We start from the raw sequence: 17,452 nt of genomic DNA, 5'->3' as shown, positions 1-17,452 counted from the left end.
AGGCACGTTTACGCTAACTCATTTTCTGTTGCTCGGCAAAGAGACCAAGGCTTTTGTTTTGGGTAAAGGTTGCTGATTTTTGCCAAGTAAAATATACATAAAACAACATAAGCTAATGCCAATAACCAAAGCGCCAACCCATTGGATCTTAATAAATTGCAGGCTAAATAGGACGGTCAGCAGCATCATTAAAAAGGCGTGTAAGCCTATGTATTTGTACCTACCAAAACGCGCGACAGTTAAGTTCATATTATCGGAGTACAAGCGGATTAACGAGTCGAGGGAATTAATCACAAAAACAATACCCACGAAAACCATAGCCAGATTGATAAACCCAGACGTCTGCAAGCCTTTTAAATGGAATACGTACAGCACACTAAACCACAGTCCGATTGAAAGGGACGGCCAGATAAGCATGCATAAAAACAATTTAAGTGTGCTCATATTGCCGACAAAACGGGCAGTAAATTGGCCAATCATGATGCTCCAGGCAAACCACCAAAACAAATAAAATGCGTGATAGTCATTGATCGGTAATATAAATCGGTCTAAATGTGCGAAGTAGTTAGTCAGTAGTGGCAGGGTGCTCAGATAGTCCGAAGCTGACACCTTGTCAGACAGCAACGCAACGCCACCAAGTCCGATAATGAGAGCAAAAAACAAGCCACCTGACGACAAACTTAGAATTTTAACAAACTTGATATCCGTACTTGAGTAAACTGAAAATAAAATAGTGGCACCGACAATGAGTGCGTAGTACCAAGGAAAGCCATCACCAGCGGCGATCTCAGGTAAATACCAGCTTAAGTTGGCAAACAATAGATGAGCAGTAAAGGCGCAGGTGCCGATAATGACAATGTTGTTGCTCCACTTAACCAGAGGAATTTCAAAAAACTTAACTTTAGGCTCAATTGCGCAAAAGTAAAAGCAAGTGACAAAATAGATTGCCCAGACTAGGAAGCCCCAGAAGCCAAATTCAATCGCCAATGGGTTAGTAAAAGCGTATTCACTGTTTTTTTGGATATCGGCATACACCGGAAACTCCGTCAGTGGGAACATAATCAGCCCCACATCAAGGCCCGATGTAAACAATATGGCAACAAAGGTAAGCGTCGAAACGGGGTAGCGGCCATTAAGCTTGAGATTACCCCAGCGGGCTAAAATAAACACCACCATAGCCATAAAAAACAGCATCCCTATGCTGACCAGCGTTAACACGTCAGATCCCGCTTTATCTGCCCGCCGCGCTGACGCTGTTGCCATTGTGGGTCTTTATAAACAGCAACATCGGTTGGGGGTAACACTTGCTGCTTTATAATATCGGCGGCTCGCTCAGCAACCATCATCGTTGGGCCATTGAGGTTACCGTTGGGCGCGGTAGGAAAAACTGACGAATCGACAATACGCAGACCCTGTAAACCACGTACTTGCATTTCTGCATCAATCACGGCCATCTCATCATCAGCAGCGCCCATACGGCAAGTACCGCAAGGATGATAAGCGCTTTCAACTGTCTCGCGCACGAATGCATCGATTTGCGCATCAGTAACAATGTCGGCGCCGGGCTGGATCTCATCACCTCGATAATCATCCATGGCGGGTTGTGCAATAATCTCACGCGATAACCTAACACAGGCGCGAAATGCCTCAATGTCATCTGTATGCTGCAAATAATTAAATTGAATACGGGGTGGGGTAAGCGCATCAGAATTTTGTATTTTTACTGAGCCGCGGCTTTTTGGCTTATTGTGTCCAATATGTAACTGGAAACCATGGCCGTTAAACGCCTTTTTACCATCGTAACGCATGGCCGCGGGTAGGAAGTGATATTGTAAGTCTGGCCACTCAACACCTTCTTTAGAACGAATGAAACCGCAGGACTCAAAGTGGTTAGTTGCCCCTAATCCGGTCTTAAATAAAATCCAACGGACACCAATGGCTAGCTTGCTTAATGGGCCTAACTGACTGTTTAGCGTGATAGGCTGTTTACATTTGTACTGAAAGTAAAATTCAAGGTGATCTTGCAGGTTTTCGCCCACGCCAGGGAGTTCATGCTGGGTTGCAATACCCGCCGCCGAAAGAGTCTCAGTGCGGCCAATACCGGATAACTGTAAAATATGCGGCGAACCGATAGGGCCAGCACTTAATATCACTTCTTTATTAACCAATATTTGGGTTTTGTTGTCGCCTTCAACTAATTCAACACCCACCGCCTGCTTACCTTCCAGTAACACTTTAGTCACCTGAATACCGGTTTTCACGGTCAAATTAGGTCGTTGCATAGCCGGTCGTAAATACGCGTTAGCAGTTGACCACCTTACCCCTTTTTTAACCGTCATGTGCATAGCACCGAAGCCTTCCTGCTGATAACCATTGTAATCCTTGGTTGCCATATAGCCGGCATCTACTCCGGCGTTGACAAATGCTTGATACAAGGGATTTTGCATATTGTTGCCGTTATTAACCGCTAACAATCCGCCTTCAGAACGATAATCATCAGTGCCAAAAGCCCAGTCTTCGGCTTTTTTAAAGTAAGGTAAACAATGCTGATAATCCCAGTTTTCTGCGCCATGAGTCTGCCATTCATCGAAATCCTGTGCATGACCACGCACGTACACCATCCCGTTAATAGACGAAGAGCCACCCAAGACTTTGCCTCGCGGGCAGTGCATTTCACGATTATTCAGAAAAGGTTCTGGTTGGGAATGAAATTGCCAAGCATATTTTTTGCTATTCATTGGGATCGATAAAGCCGTCGGCATCTGAATAAAGATGCTGCGGTCTGAGCCGCCGGTTTCCAGTAATAATACCGAAATAGCGGCATCTTCGGTCAAGCGGTTAGCCAGCACACAGCCGGCTGATCCCGCTCCCACAATAATATAGTCGAAGTTATCAGTGATATTAGACGACATTAGAACGGACCTTCAAGTTTTTCCATGCCGACATAAATTGATTTAGTCTGCGTGTATGACTTGAAACCTTCTATCCCATTTTCACGACCAATACCGGACTGCTTATAACCACCTACCGGCATCTCTACAGGGGAGTTGCCATATGCATTAATCCAGCAAATGCCCGCTTCCAATTGCGCTATCACTCGGTGGGCACGGCGTAAGTCCTGACAGAAAATACCGGCAGCAAGCCCGTAAATAGTATCATTGGCGCGTTGGATTACTTCTTCTTCGGTGTCAAATGTCATTACAGACATGACCGGTCCAAAAATTTCTTCGCGAATAATACGCATATCGTCATTACAATCGGTGAAGATGGTTGGCCCCACGAAATAACCGTTTTCACAGCCCGGTGGTTTAATACGTTCACCGCCGAAGGCCAGCGTTGCGCCCTCATTTTTGCCTGACTCAATGTATTCCAATACTTTTTGCATATGACTGTTGGAAATCAGTGCGCCTAAGTTGGTTGTTGGGTCTAATGGATCGCCGACACGGATATTATCTCGGGTACGCACCAACAGGCGTTCCATGAAGGTGGCATAACAATCTTTGTGCACAAAAACCCGCGTTCCATTAGTACAAACTTCACCCTGCGTATAAAAGTTCGCCAGCATGGCGCCCGTTACAGCCTCATCAATGTCGGCATCTTCAAATACGATTAATGGCGACTTACCGCCGAGTTCCATGGTTACCGTTTTCAGTGTGCCTGCAGCTGCAGCCATGACTTTTTTGCCAGTTCCGACTTCGCCGGTTAAGGATACTTTAGCGATTGCCGGATGCTGAACCAGATAGTTGCCAACGACCCCGTCTCCCTGGATGACATTAAATACGCCTTCGGGCACGCCGGCTTGAATAAATATTTCAGCCAATAGGCTGGCACTGCGAGGCGTTTCTTCAGATGGCTTGAAAATCATACTATTACCTGCCGCTAATGCTGCCGCGGCCTTCCAACATGCTATTTGCAAAGGGTAGTTCCACGCCCCTATTCCTAAACACACGCCCAGTGGTTCGTGTCTGGTATAAAAGAAATCATTACCGACGCTTTGCTGTTCGCCCATCACTGAGGTGGATAAATTAGCAAAGTACTCAATTGCGTCTGCACCGGTCTGGACATCAACCTCTACTGCTTCTTGCCATGGCTTTCCGGTGTCGAGTACTTCGATTTTGGCTAGTTCATCGTTGCGCTCTCTGAGTATCGCTGCGGCTCGTTGCAGTATCCTAGCGCGCTCTATAGCCGGCGTTTTAGACCAGATTTTAAAGCCTTCCTGGGCACTTTTTACGGTTTGTTCTAAGAGCGTTTCACCTGCTGTTTCAACAGCGTAGATTACTTGTCCCGTGCTAGGATTGATAACGTCAAAAAAGGCGTTATCATTGTTGTCGACATGGCGACCATGAATAAAGTTTTTAAGTAATGTAGAAGGCAACGATAACTCCGATTGGTGTTGGTAAGTTTTTAAATAACAGTGGGTTGTTCCAGTACACTGTTGATGTATTTTTTACAGTATCCTTTCGCTAGGCTGAATTTTTCTTGATTGGCCCGACTTAATGCACAGCGCAACCAAAAACCATCGATTAATGCAGCGGTGACTTCGGCAGCATCGTGCGCCGTTTTAGGATCTAATAATTGTTTAAAGCTGTATCGTAAATTACTCACAAGACGACGTTTATTTATCTCTTGTAGACGATATAAGTTGGGATCATGCATAGACTGTCCCCAAAAACTTAACCAGGTCTTAGTACTAGAATCGGCCTTTTGTATGCCTGAAAAATTCAGGTCAACAATCTTCATTAGCCGGTCATACGGGTTATCTGGCGAATACTCTATTTTAAGTTGAGAAAGCAGATACCGAACAGAAGCTTCAATCAATGCCTGTTTACTACCAAAATAATGACTAATAATGCCAGACGACATCCCTGCTCGCTTTGCAATAAGATTTATAGTCGCGCCTTTTAAGCCGACTTCAGCAACAACATCAATCGTCGCATCAATCAGTTGTTGACGACGCATTGACTCCATTCCTACTTTTGGCATTCCTTTCTCACATGATTAATTTATTAATAAGGTTCCAGCGTTGATAGCCTGAACCGATGTTCGTTAAGCACGTCGCCGGCCACATCGTAAAGGCCTAAAGTGACGACGGGATCGTCTTTTCCCCAATCAACATTCAGCGCACCGTAGTTAACCTTACTGGTAAAATTGCCGATGCGGTGTTTGTTTGGACTCACGTTTTTCCATTCCTGGGTCAAACCAGACGAGGTGATTTCCCATAATGGATAATCTAGGTCTTCATCATAGTAGCTGACTTCACCCCAATGAGTATCACCACTTATTAATACCACCCCATTCACATTATATTTTTTAATAAGCGAAAACAAACGCTGCCGGTCCGCGGGAAAATTTGCCCAAGATTCCCAGCCCGTAAAGTCAGCTAAAAGCTGCAGGCTAGATCCTATCACTTTTATGCGAGCAGGTTTTTTAAGTTCTTGTTCAAGCCACAGCCATTGTTTTTCTCCAATCATACTGGCGTTTGGATCGCTGTGAACGCTGTAAGGTCCCATGTTCTTAGGTTCGCGGACGTTGGTATATTCTTCAGTTGTTACATGAGTAATGTCATCTCGGTTCCAGCGAAGATCAGGTAAAATCACGTGGATACTTTCATCGCCTTCTCCATATTGATAGGAGGTATAAATACCATCTTCTCTGGTTCTACGCGGCGAATTCTCAGGCTCATCCCAGAAATTAAGCATAATTTGGCGAGAGGCTTCTTTCTTTGGATAATCTTTACCTGCATCGTTAGCACCGAAATCATGATCATCCCAAATGGCGATTAACTCAGCCTGTGCTTTTAACTTTTTAAAGCCGGGTTTTGCGCCCAGTTTGTCATATTTATCCTGCAGTGCTGACATATCCTCAGTATCGCCGTAGACGTTATCTCCAAGAAAGATAAAAACCTCAGGTTCATCATCAACAATACTACTAAAAATTGGAATATCTTTATCTTGATGCGAGCACGAACCAAATAAAATACGACTTGGTGCACCAGCCGAGACCGCAGTGGTGAAAAGTAATGTGCAAATTGCTAATAATTTAAACATGCGTTTTTTTACCTTATTATGCTAGTGAAGTAGCCACATACAGTTGTTACTGCATGTGGCCTTTGCCACGCTTTTTACATTACGCTTTTTACATTACGCTTTTTACATTACGCTTTTTACATTACACTTTTTACATTACGCTTTTTACATTACGAACTTGGCGTTAAATGTTGCCGTTCTCGGTGCACCTATCCAAGCTGCGTTAGGCGCAATTGTGCCAAGGTAGTTTTTGTCAAAGACATTGTTTATTGTGAAGCTTAGCTCCATACTTTCAATGGCTCCAGCAAATTCATATGCTGTTTTACCCAGGTACAAGTCACTCACTACATAAGAGTCAGTTTCCTGCGTATTGGCTTGATCTAAATAACGTTCACCAACATATTTTGTGCTAAAACCGGCATAAAAATCGCCTTTGGTATAATCAAAGCTGACCACGGCCATATCCTGAGCACTTCCTAATACGGTGTTGCCAAGGAAGCCTTTGTCGGTATACGTAGAGTCGTTTTTAGTATAAGAAATATAAACACCCAGACTATCGGTCAGTCTATAGTCTAAAGATGCTTCGATACCATCTGACTCGACACCTCCGTCGTTAACGTATCCGCCGGCAGCTGCTTCTAAGAAGTCGATGCCGTCGACGTCTTCATTACTGATAAACGTGATCCGGTTTTCAAACTTTATGTTGTAATAGGTCAAGCTGGCGTTAAAACCAGGTGTAGAATAACGCAGACCAAAATCGATGTTATCCGCTGTTTCCGGCTCTATTTGGCTCACGTCAGTGTCGTCACGCTCTAAAACACCATCTTTTATTGCAGCAAAGTTCTCAGCGTAACCACCAAATACTTCCAAGCCGCGCAAGGGTAAAGGGGCAACAAATCCAGCCGATATTAAGGCGTCTGAGTCAGATGACACGTTCAAGTTATTTGCTGGTGTAAACTGATCTTCCTTAGTAACGTCAACGTTGAATTTCTTAGCACCTAAGCGAAATTTAGCAAAACCCGCATCTATCTCGTTTTCAATATAATACATCAGAGTCTCGACTGGAAACTCTCGACTATACTGGATCCAGTAAGGGGTGTTCTCATAACGTGGGCCAGTTGCCGCGTCGATGGTTTTATGCCAGCTACGGTTTTCATCGCGCTGATAATCTTCATACCATAAACCACCGCGCACCGTATTTGGCATACCCGCAATCGTGGTGTTCCAAATTAAGTCGGCGTTTACGCCGTAACGCTCTTTACTATAATTACTATGACGATTTGAACTGACTGGCATAGCACCTTGTTCATAGCAACCAGGATCGATTTCAGGTCCGCCACCGCCATAAGGGTAGCCGATAGAACTGACACAGCCCTCGTTAGGTGACAACGATTGACCGTCACGATTAACAAAATAGATACTGCCCGCTGATGAGCCGCCGAAGGCTGTGGTCGAAGTATCTAGCTCGGAGTGCGGATTGCCTGCGCCGTCATCTGTGACGTCGGCCATATAATAAGGCATCCATTTACCCATACCTTTGTTTTTATGATAATAAACGTTGGTACTAACCTTAACTTCGCTGAGCATAAAGTCTGCTTGTAAATAACCAAAAAGGTTTTCACGTTCAGTACCCCAAGTCTTACGTAACGCTTGGTCTTGATACGGCACGCCCGTAAAGTTTTTGATGAGGCCATCCCAATTAGGGTCTTGTGCATATTGCTCAAGGCCATAAACCCGCTGATAAGTAAATTCTACAGCATCGTCGTAGCTCAAATAACCAGTTAAATCGACGTCGCCAATGCGACTGATTATTTTACCCTCAGCATGATCCCGTGAGTTAGTTATTGAACCGTCCATATAGTCATCATTTTGCTGCGTTGATATTGACACCCATGCAAATGTGTCTTGCGCAATCTCTCCCGTATCGTAACGCGTGTAAAATTTGCGTGCGTTGTATTCACCAAGAGTCGTACTGACGGTTAGTTTTTCGTCGAAACTAGGGCGTATTGTTGTAAAATCAAGCGTGCCGCCTAGCGCTTCGTTAGAACGAGAGCTTATGTCGGCTGTACCTTGAGATACTTCAATACTGCGTAAATTTTCGGTATCGATATAACGGCTGGCTTTTGTACCACCGCCGTAGTTGGAGTTGCCATTGGAAATCCCATCGACAGTCATACCAATTTGCTGAGATGCAAGATCGAGTTGAAACCCACGCATGGAAATACTGGTTGACCATTCGTCTGATCCAAAGGGGTCGCCTTCGTTCACTAATACACCAGGCAGGTTATCGATAATTGATAGTGCGCTGGTCATAGGAGTTTGCTGTTTTTTCATTTCCGATGATACGGTGCTGTTTGCATAAGAAAGGCTGCGGCCGGTAACTTGAATAGTTTCTATTTTTTTTTGTTCGGTATCCGCTCGCTGTTCGTTACTTTCTTCCGCGATAGCGGACAGGGAGGTTACAGATATTGCTGATAATACAGATAGTGCGATCACGCTTTGCTTCATAGGCAAATGAGGTTTCATAAAAGTTCCTGTTCAATGTATTTTAGTAAACGTTCTTAATGTGTGGGAATAATATGCCAACCGCAGTTATGTTAATTGAACGTTCAATTAAAATCAACTTTGCTTAATTTTCCGCTCAATAAAACCATGAATGGGATCCTTTTGATACGTTGATTGAGAACTCATATTATGAATTATAAAACCTTTTATAAGCCTTATTTTATATGACTTTAATAGTTTTTAAAAAGCCTATTGAAAGACATTTTTAAGGCCCTAATATGACCTAATAGATACTTCATGATACTCACTGTTAATGCTGGTTAAAAAATAAGCATTTTCAGGATCGGTCATGGATTGCTTTTTAAGCACATCCAATGGAGAACATTTAATACGTAAAATAATATTAGTGTTCTAACTATTAATTTTTGATTTCCACCGAGTTGGCCTGATCATCTTTGATTTCTAACATTAGCGGTGCAGCGTCTTTTACCGCTTTGATCGCTTTGAGAACAGACTTCGTTTTCGAAGCGACGCAGATGACTGTTTAGTGACTGAGTTCCAAGAACTATACATCGGGTTGGGCAAAATACCGATATCTTGGTCCCAGCCCAGTAGAATCCAGCTAATGTCTGCATCCTCCTGTGTTGTATTGTAGATATATTTACTGTTATCGCCGACCAGCGTTGTGATTAAGTGCGCAGTGATCACTCAACATGGCGTCCTCTTGCCGACATAATGACCTGCCACTCGGCTTCAGGGGAAAAGCAGATGAACCGCTTCTTTTGAAGCGACTTCTTGAAGCGACCTCTTGAAGAGTAACAATTGTGGCATTGGAGTTGCCATAATTGGCGAAGGTTTTTATTGTGCACAAAGTTATTTTGTTTCTCCGCCAACGCTACGTCATACCTAGCTGAGATTAAGTTCTAACCATGCCTAAACCCACTAGGTGATAACCCAACGGATTTTTTAAAGCGTTTTGAAAAATTAAAGATATTTGGATAACCCACATAACTCGCAATATGAGAGATAGGCCAGGACGTATTTAATAACAACGTTTTGGCTCGCTGTATACGCAAATGAATTAGTTGTTGTACTGGACTGTTACCAAACTTCGCTTGGCATAAACGATGCAAATGCGGTGATGAATAGTGAATATGATTACACATAGCATCAATGGTCCAATCAAACTGCAGGCGTTTTTCGATTTCTTGAAACAGCTTTTGTAGGCGATCATCAGAGGCTTTTTGTGCGTGCTCTTGTTGTGTTTGCCCTTTAAACGGTAGGTGCAGATAATGGCTAAGTATTGGCATCACACCTGCACGCAAAGTAGCGCTAGGCTCGGCGTATAATAATTCCATGGCGAGGTGCAGTGGTTCGAATTTTTGATTTTCTAACACCAGCGCTTCGCTTAACGCTGCATGTTCCCAGCATGCCGTGTTGGCAAGGTTGATCCAACAAATGTCCCAATGCTTAGCCGCTATACTCACAGCAAAGGCTTGCCTTGCTGGCAAAATGGCCAATGTATTCGGTGTCAGATCATATTGTTTATAAAGTGTGGTTAATTTGCCTTGCCCACTTAGGGTGTAAAATAAAGTGTGATCAGGTGGTGTTGTACGCGCAACGCAATATCTTCCTGATAAGTTTGAACAACCTGCTAATTCGATTTCCAAAGGCTTGATTTCTGCCAAGGTGGCAGATTCTATGAAGCGTTCATAACAGTTAGGACCAATATCTAAAATGTCTTTAAGCGTATTTTGCATAAGTAAAAATGAGAGTTTTGGATAAAAATAAGATAGATTTAAGCATAACCTAAGGGTTAACATTTAGCTATATTTAGAAGCGCATCAGTAATTACTATGAAGTGCGCCGTGTTGGTGTTGTGGGGCCTCCCTATTTTCGTTTTATCAAAAACCGAAAAGCAAAAGTCGCACGCAATCAACTCGTACAAAAAGAATCCGCAATAGCAGAAAGGAGTATCATGACGTCACTGCAACATATTCTTCAACGTCGCGACTGGGAATCTCCCTTGTCGGTGCAAGTTAATCAAGAGAAAGCTCACAGTCCACTTAATGGTTATAAAACTGTTGCGGATGCTCGTCAAAAACAACACCCGCAAAAACAGTTATTAAATGGCCAGTGGGATTTTAAATTGATTGCTAAGCCTGAAGATGTGGATGACTCATTACTCGCCGAGTTTGTTGATGACTGGCAAACGATAAACGTACCTTCAAACTGGCAGCTTCAAGGTTTTGATAAGCCGATTTATTGCAATGTAAAGTATCCTTTTGCGGTGGATCCTCCTTTTGTGCCAAGCGATAATCCGACGGGCCTGTATCGCACAGAGTTTAATATAGCGACTGAGCAGCTATCCCAGCGTAATCATATTATTTTTGAAGGCGTAAATTCGGCATTTCATCTGTGGTGCAATGGCCAGTGGGTCGGTTATTCACAAGACAGCCGTCTGCCCAGTGAGTTTGATTTAAGTTCCTTCCTCATTGCTGGCAAAAACCGTATCTCGGCAATGGTTATTCGTTGGAGCGATGGTAGTTATCTTGAAGACCAAGATATGTGGTGGCTAAGTGGTATTTTTCGTGATGTGGTCTTGCTCACAAAACCGCAAACTTATATTCGCGATGTTTTTGTTGTAACAGACTTAGACGCTTGTTATCGCGATGCGACACTCCAGCTGAAAACAGCGATTCAACCCCCCGCTGGAGTTGCACTAGCGCATCTCAAAAATCACACCGTCAGCGTACAAGTATTTGATGGTGATTCTGCTATTTGCGAGTCACAAACGCAAAGCACAAACAATAAACGCATCGATGAAAAAGGCGGTTGGGAGGATATTGTATTCCATAATATCGCCATTCAAAACCCCAAAAAGTGGAGCGCTGAAACTCCTAATTTATATCGCTGCGTGGTAAGTTTGCAAGATGACAAAGGCATTATCCTTGATGTCGAAGCCTACGATATTGGCTTCAGGAAAGTAGCAATTGATAACGGTCAGCTTTGCGTCAATGGCAAGCCAATATTAATACGCGGTGTAAATCGACACGAACATCATCCACAAAACGGCCATGTAGTGAATGAAGCTGATATGCTTGCTGATATCAAGTTGATGAAGCAAAATAATTTCAACGCTGTGCGCACTGCGCATTACCCAAATCACCCGCGTTGGTATGAGTTGTGTGATGAATTAGGCTTATACGTTGTCGACGAAGCCAATATCGAAACCCATGGTATGTTTCCGATGGGGCGTTTAGCATCTTCTCCACAATGGACTGGCGCTTTTATGTCACGCTATACACAGATGGTTGAGCGCGATAAGAACCATGCATCAATTATCATTTGGTCATTGGGCAATGAATGTGGTTATGGCACAACCCATAATGCGATGTATGCCTGGTCAAAAAGTTTCGATCCCTCCCGTCCTGTGCAATACGAAGGTGGCGGAGCGAACACCTCAGCGACGGATATTATTTGTCCTATGTATTCTCGAGTTGATACCGATGTAATAGACGATGCAGTGCCTAAATACTCAATCAAGAAATGGCTGAGTCTACCGGGGGAAACACGCCCACTTATTTTATGTGAGTACGCGCATGCAATGGGCAATAGTCTCGGAAATTTTGACGATTATTGGCAAGCCTTTAGAGACTACCCGCGTTTGCAAGGCGGCTTCATCTGGGATTGGGTTGACCAAGGACTATCCAAAATCGATGAAAACGGCACTCACTATTGGGCCTACGGTGGCGATTTTGGTGATGATGTTAACGATCGTCAGTTCTGCATCAACGGATTATTGTTCCCTGATCGCACTGCACACCCCTCTTTGTATGAAGCTAAATATAGCCAGCAACACCTGCAATTTACGCTCGTGCCGAAAGTAGCGAAAGCGCCGGATCAACTTTCGCAAAATCACAATCATTACAGCCTCAGTGTATTCAGCGATTATGTGTTTAGGAGCACCGACAATGAAAAGCTGATTTGGCGACTCATGCAAAACGGCCTTGAAATTGAACAAGCTAGTGTCGTGCTTAATATTGCCCCTCAGAGCAGTGTGATTATTGATATCGCACCCAATTCAGAGTTTACAGCGGGGAAGCAGTATCATATCAATATCGATATAGAACTGCTCAACGATTGCAGTTTTGCGCAAGCGGGTCATGTGCTGGCAACAGAACAGTTTAGCTTGGTAAACAGCTTGAGCTTGGTAAACAGCTTGAGCCTGGCAAACAGCTTGAGTTTTAGCAAACTACCGACTCAGCCACTAGTGGAATCAGGCGGTTCACAAATACCATTAAAGGTGAATGATGGTGAACAAGCAATTGCTGTCCAAGGGGCTAATTTTATAATCAATTTTAACCGTAAAACGGGCTTGATAGACAAATGGGAACACGCCAATCAGTTGGTTATTGCCAAAGGTTTACAGGATAACTTTTATCGAGCACCGCTGGATAACGACATTGGGGTCAGTGAGGTTGATAACCTTGACCCAAATGCGTGGCAAACTCGTTGGTTGCTCGCGGGCATAGGCAAGTGGCAACGCACATGTCGACAAATTAAGGCGGTATCATCCAGCGACGATGTGCGCGTCACTTGTGTGTTCGATTATGAATATGAGCAGCAAGGTAAAAGTGCAATGCAAGCGCAAACGCAGTGGATTTACAACATTAATACCTTGGGTGTTGTTACTATAGATATTGATGTGCGCTTAAATGAAGCCCTTCCGCCACTGCCTCGTATTGGGGTCAGTTTAGCTGTCAACAGAGGGCCCCACTCGCAGGTTAGCTGGTTAGGCTTAGGACCATTTGAAAACTATCCAGATCGTAAAGCGGCTGCACGTTTTGGACAATATAGTTTGGCCTTGAATGAGCTTCACACAGGGTATATTTTCCCAACAGATAATGGCTTACGCAGCGATTGCCAGCAACTTGAAGTCAATAATCTACAAGTGCAGGGTGCGTTTTTATTTGCCGCTAGTGCATATTCACAAAATACCTTAACAACTAGCAAACATACCAATGAGTTGGTGCAAGATGACGTTATTCACCTACACATAGATCACCAGCACATGGGGGTGGGTGGTGATGATTCATGGAGTCCTAGTACGCATAAAGAGTATCTACTTGAGCGTAAACAATATCGGTATTCGTTAACATTGCGTACGTCGTGACAAAGAGGGTGTGACAAGGAGGCTGTGACAAGGAGGCTGTGACAAGGAGGCTGTGACAAAGAGGCTGTGACAAAGAGGGTGTGACAAAAAGGGTGTGACAAAAGGCACTTCAAAGGTCAGGCTTCACTCGTCTTACTAAAAGTCCACTTCACCCCAAGCCGCTTGTAAATAAATTGTTAAATAACGTATTATACAAGGCTGTTATATATGCTACATGCACCTAGCGAACAAGCGTATAAATCTTGGGAGTTCTGAACATGGATATTGTGAATTTGATCCAACAATTGACTAAAAAACACGTAAGCAAAGCAGCTGTTTTGGCTGCTTTTTGCTTCATGCCGTTGGCACAAAGCCAAGCTGGTTGGGAGGTTTCTTGGATAGAGCGTTTCGACGGTGAAGGCGTAAATTGGAATAATTGGACAGCGCAAATTCAAGCCAATTACAATAATGAAATTCAATGTTACACCGATGACGAAACCTCCGCCCAACGTAACTTTGAAGTGTCAGACGGCACACTTAAAATTACTGCCCGCAGACAAAATATTAACTGTCCTGGTCAAAATGGGGTGAGTCGTTCTTGGACGTCTGGTCGGATTAACAGCAAAGACAAAGCTGAATTTTTATATGGCCGTATTGAAACTCGACTTCGCTTTTTGGAATTAAGAGGGGGTACTTGGCCCGCATTTTGGATGTTAGAAAACCGGATTGCAGAAGACCCTATCAAAGGTGATAACGATAACGTTAATTGGCCCAACCTGGGTGCTGGTGAAATAGATGTTTGGGAGTGGTATGCCAACTCAGGCGATCGTTACATCACCAATTTCTTCAATGTCGGTGATTGCGGTGGTGAAGTTCGGCCTACTTACCCTGGTGGTGCCTCTGATGTATTGGCCTTTCATACATATGGTATTGAATGGACTGCCGATGAAATTACTTTTTTTATGGATAACAATATTGTAGCTCAGCACGATTTATCAAATTGTTCTCAATATGAAGAGCCGATGTTTGTTCTATTAAACGTAGCGATAGGTGGTTCATTAGGTGGCAATGTTGATCCTCAATTAAATACTGCGACCATGGAAATAGACTACGTCGCTCATTGCGTTGCTAGTGATGCAAACGAATGGCAGCAATGTAATGAAAGCACACCAGTGGCGCTAGACGATGACAACGATGGGGTTGTTAATAGTTTGGACCAATGTCCAAATACACCTCCAAATGCTGACGTTGATGCAACGGGCTGCCAATTTATTACCGCGCCGGAAGAAGCCGCACCGACACCAATAAATCCGCAAAATGAGGTTATTTCATTATTTAGCGATAGCTATCAAAATATTGAAGGTGTGGACTTTAATCCTGACTGGGAACAAGGAACAATCGTAACTCAAGAGCAAATTCAAGGAGATAACGTACTAAAGTACGCGACATTGGATTATCAAGGTACTGATTTTGGTAATAATAAACAGGATGTTTCTGCCTTTGATAATATCTATCTGGATTATTGGACACAAAACGCCACGGCATTGAAAATCTTTATTATCAGTCCAGGGCCAGTTGAAACCTCTTTTGACGTTGATGTCGCCCAGCAGTCTTGGCAAAGTCTGGTCATACCGCTCAGCACTTATTCGAGTATTGTGGATTTAACCGAGGTCTTTCAATTAAAAATAGAAGGTAATGGCACGGTATTTTTAGATAATATCTTTTTTGGTAACAATACCGAGACGTCAGTCGACAGTGATGGTGATGGCGTTCTTGATGCTGATGATCAATGCCCGGGCACGGCTGCGGGTACACAGGTAGATAGCACCGGTTGTGCTGTTGTTGTTCCAGCGCCACAAGAACCTCCTACTGCGTCTGGATCAGGCGGCGGAGCTGTGCATCTATGGTTACTAATTGGCTTAATCGGGGTTACAATCCAAAGGCGAGCGGGGCTAATAGCTGCAAGCTTCGTGAAAATCGTATTTAAATAAGTAGCGACCAACAGATAATCAACGTCAGATACAGCTCGCGAATAGCCAGTATTGGTCTGACTAAATAAAAATAAAAGCCGTAAAAGAGAGCTAATTTAATGTCAAAAAGTGTTTATTTCGCGATTGTCGTTGCACTGGGAGGCTTCGTCTTTGGCTTTGATGCATCGGTTATTTCTGGTGTGATTGGCTTTGTAACAACTGAATTCAAATTGAATGACTGGCAGCAAGGTTTTGTGGTCAGTTCGCCTACACTTGGTGCCTTATTTGGCTCTTTGTTTGCTGGTTTTTTTGCGGACATGTTTGGTCGTAAAAAGGTCATTATCGCGATTGCTTTTTTGTATGTGGTGTCAGCTATTTTTTCTGCATTAGCGGTTAGCTACAGCATGTTAGTTACGGCTCGAATTATAGGCGGGATTGCCTTTGCATCCTTGGTTGTTGCTCCTATCTATATAGCCGAAATTTCGCCAGCAAAAATACGTGGCAAAATGATTTCTATTAACCAACTCAACATTGTTATTGGACTCTCGGTTGCTTATTTTGTTAACTATTATCTATTACAATTGTCGAGTAATCCGGCTGCATGGGTCAGTGCCTTAGGCATCGAGGACAATGTCTGGCGCTGGATGCTGGGTTTTGAAATTATTCCTGCATCTATATTTTTTGCGCTGTTGTTTACTATTCCTGAGAGCCCTCGATGGCTTGCTTTAAATAATCGCGAAACTCAGGCCAAATCTGTCCTCTTAATGCTTAATGGAAAAAACGCGACTGCGCCATCAATGACGAGTGAGCAGGCCGATAATTTTATTGAAGAAATCAAAGCAGACCGCAATGTCGCTGCGCAAGGTAAAGTAGACTCTATATTCAATTTACTTAAAAGTTTATTTTCTAAAAAAATGCGATTTGTCTTATTAGTTGGTTTAGTGGTGGCAATTTGCCAACAAGCTACCGGTGTAAATGCCATTTATTTTTATGCGCCAAGTATTTTTGAGCAAAGTGGCGTTGGTCAAAATGCCGCATTTTCGCAGGCCATTTGGGTTGGGGTTATCAACGTTGTATTTACCATTGTCGCCATGCTATTAATTGATAAATTAGGCCGGAAACCATTAATGTTGATTGGTCTTGCCGGTGTGTTCATTAGTATGTCCATCGCCTCCTACGGTTTTCACAATGCAAGCTACCAGCTTACCGAATCTTCTATTCAGTCTATTGAAAGTCCAGATCACCGAAGTAAACTAATGCCTATTTTAGGGAAAACTTTTTCAAATGACGTCAGCTTTAAAAACGCGACTATCGAGTTGCTCGGTGAAGATGATGCACGTGAACATCAATCTGTGTTAATTGAGGCCGCAGTGACAATCAATTCAGTTATCGTATTGATTGGTATATTGGGGTTTGTTGCCTCTTTTGCCGTCTCACTTGGCCCTGTGATGTGGGTGCTGCTTGCAGAAATTCTACCTAATAGGCTGCGCGGCGTCGGTATTGCCTGTATTGGTGCAGTCAATAGTGCTGTTAGCTTCAGTGTGCAATTATTGTTTCCCTGGGAGTTGGCCAATTTGGGTACAGCCATTACATTCTTGATTTATGGCCTCTTAGCGATCGTCGGCTTTGTATTAATATATAAAATGCTGCCAGAAACCAAAGGACGTTCTTTGGAAGAAATAGAAGGCGTGTTCGGCCTACGCTGATCGCGGTGATGAAGGCCAGAGCATCAATTCGAATCGAGTTTGGTAAATCTAAACTTCGACTATTAAAGCGACCAATACCTGATAAACTGT

The 17,452-nt window shown here is 43.5% G+C and carries 10 protein-coding genes; 3 read left to right on the top strand and 7 right to left on the bottom strand.

What is annotated here, in order from left to right; translation table 11 throughout:
- Positions 1-18: 18 nt before the first annotated feature.
- The 7 genes from CXF81_RS04775 to CXF81_RS04745 all read right to left on the bottom strand — a co-directional run bounded on the left by CXF81_RS04775 (position 19) and on the right by CXF81_RS04745 (position 10,291).
- The gene (locus CXF81_RS04775) at positions 19-1,263 is read right to left on the bottom strand and encodes a BCCT family transporter (protein WP_232771780.1); all 1,245 of its coding nucleotides are present in this window, start codon (positions 1,261-1,263) and stop codon (positions 19-21) included.
- A complete protein-coding gene (gene betA / locus CXF81_RS04770) occupies positions 1,212-2,912 on the bottom strand; it encodes a choline dehydrogenase (RefSeq protein WP_101180230.1) in 1,701 nt (566 codons plus the stop codon). Before betA ends, CXF81_RS04775 begins: the two co-directional genes overlap by 52 nt.
- A complete protein-coding gene (gene betB, locus CXF81_RS04765) occupies positions 2,912-4,375 on the bottom strand; it encodes a betaine-aldehyde dehydrogenase (protein WP_101180229.1) in 1,464 nt (487 codons plus the stop codon). Before betB ends, betA begins: the two co-directional genes overlap by 1 nt.
- 29 nt (positions 4,376-4,404) lie before the next feature.
- Entirely contained in the window at positions 4,405-4,983 is a 579-nt protein-coding gene (gene betI / locus CXF81_RS04760) for a transcriptional regulator BetI (RefSeq protein ID WP_101180228.1), read from the bottom strand.
- Between the two features lie 23 nt (positions 4,984-5,006).
- Complete coding sequence (locus CXF81_RS04755; protein ID WP_101180227.1) at positions 5,007-6,047, bottom strand: alkaline phosphatase D family protein; 1,041 nt, start codon at positions 6,045-6,047, stop codon at positions 5,007-5,009.
- Positions 6,048-6,191: 144 nt separating this feature from the next.
- Positions 6,192-8,552 carry a TonB-dependent receptor domain-containing protein gene (locus tag CXF81_RS04750; protein WP_101180226.1) on the bottom strand — a complete coding sequence of 787 codons (2,361 nt, stop codon included), beginning with the start codon at positions 8,550-8,552 and terminating at the stop codon, positions 6,192-6,194.
- A 902-nt stretch (positions 8,553-9,454) separates the two neighbouring features.
- Positions 9,455-10,291: a helix-turn-helix transcriptional regulator gene (locus tag CXF81_RS04745; protein WP_101180261.1), complete on the bottom strand. Its 837-nt coding sequence runs from the start codon at positions 10,289-10,291 to the stop codon at positions 9,455-9,457.
- 218 nt (positions 10,292-10,509) lie between these two features.
- Between CXF81_RS04745 and CXF81_RS04740 the strand changes: the two genes are divergently transcribed.
- The 3 genes from CXF81_RS04740 to CXF81_RS04730 all read left to right on the top strand — a co-directional run bounded on the left by CXF81_RS04740 (position 10,510) and on the right by CXF81_RS04730 (position 17,362).
- Positions 10,510-13,707 carry a beta-galactosidase gene (locus CXF81_RS04740; RefSeq protein ID WP_101180225.1) on the top strand — a complete coding sequence of 1,066 codons (3,198 nt, stop codon included), beginning with the start codon at positions 10,510-10,512 and terminating at the stop codon, positions 13,705-13,707.
- A 257-nt stretch (positions 13,708-13,964) separates the two neighbouring features.
- Positions 13,965-15,677, top strand: coding sequence for a family 16 glycosylhydrolase (locus CXF81_RS04735; protein WP_101180224.1), 1,713 nt, complete (start codon positions 13,965-13,967; stop codon positions 15,675-15,677).
- A gap of 98 nt (positions 15,678-15,775) precedes the next feature.
- On the top strand, positions 15,776-17,362 hold the full coding sequence (locus CXF81_RS04730; RefSeq protein WP_101180223.1) for a sugar porter family MFS transporter: 1,587 nt from the start codon (positions 15,776-15,778) through the stop codon (positions 17,360-17,362).
- Positions 17,363-17,452 lie beyond the last annotated feature (90 nt).

Source organism: Glaciecola sp. 33A (assembly GCF_002836745.1).
Classification (GTDB): domain Bacteria; phylum Pseudomonadota; class Gammaproteobacteria; order Enterobacterales; family Alteromonadaceae; genus Glaciecola.
This window is presented reverse-complemented; position numbering and strand designations above follow the sequence as displayed.

Bases quoted from the DNA above. Each gene is read 5' to 3' on its own strand.
- CXF81_RS04775 (WP_232771780.1), bottom strand. From the start codon at position 1,263: ATGGCAACAGCGTCAGCGCGGCGGGCAGATAAAGCGGGATCTGACGTG.
- betA (WP_101180230.1), bottom strand. From the start codon at position 2,912: ATGTCGTCTAATATCACTGATAACTTCGACTATATTATTGTGGGAGCG.
- betI (WP_101180228.1), bottom strand. From the start codon at position 4,983: ATGCCAAAAGTAGGAATGGAGTCAATGCGTCGTCAACAACTGATTGAT.
- CXF81_RS04755 (WP_101180227.1), bottom strand. From the start codon at position 6,047: ATGTTTAAATTATTAGCAATTTGCACATTACTTTTCACCACTGCGGTC.
- CXF81_RS04750 (WP_101180226.1), bottom strand. From the start codon at position 8,552: ATGAAACCTCATTTGCCTATGAAGCAAAGCGTGATCGCACTATCTGTA.
- CXF81_RS04745 (WP_101180261.1), bottom strand. From the start codon at position 10,291: ATGCAAAATACGCTTAAAGACATTTTAGATATTGGTCCTAACTGTTAT.
- CXF81_RS04740 (WP_101180225.1), top strand. From the start codon at position 10,510: ATGACGTCACTGCAACATATTCTTCAACGTCGCGACTGGGAATCTCCC.
- CXF81_RS04735 (WP_101180224.1), top strand. From the start codon at position 13,965: ATGGATATTGTGAATTTGATCCAACAATTGACTAAAAAACACGTAAGC.
- CXF81_RS04730 (WP_101180223.1), top strand. From the start codon at position 15,776: ATGTCAAAAAGTGTTTATTTCGCGATTGTCGTTGCACTGGGAGGCTTC.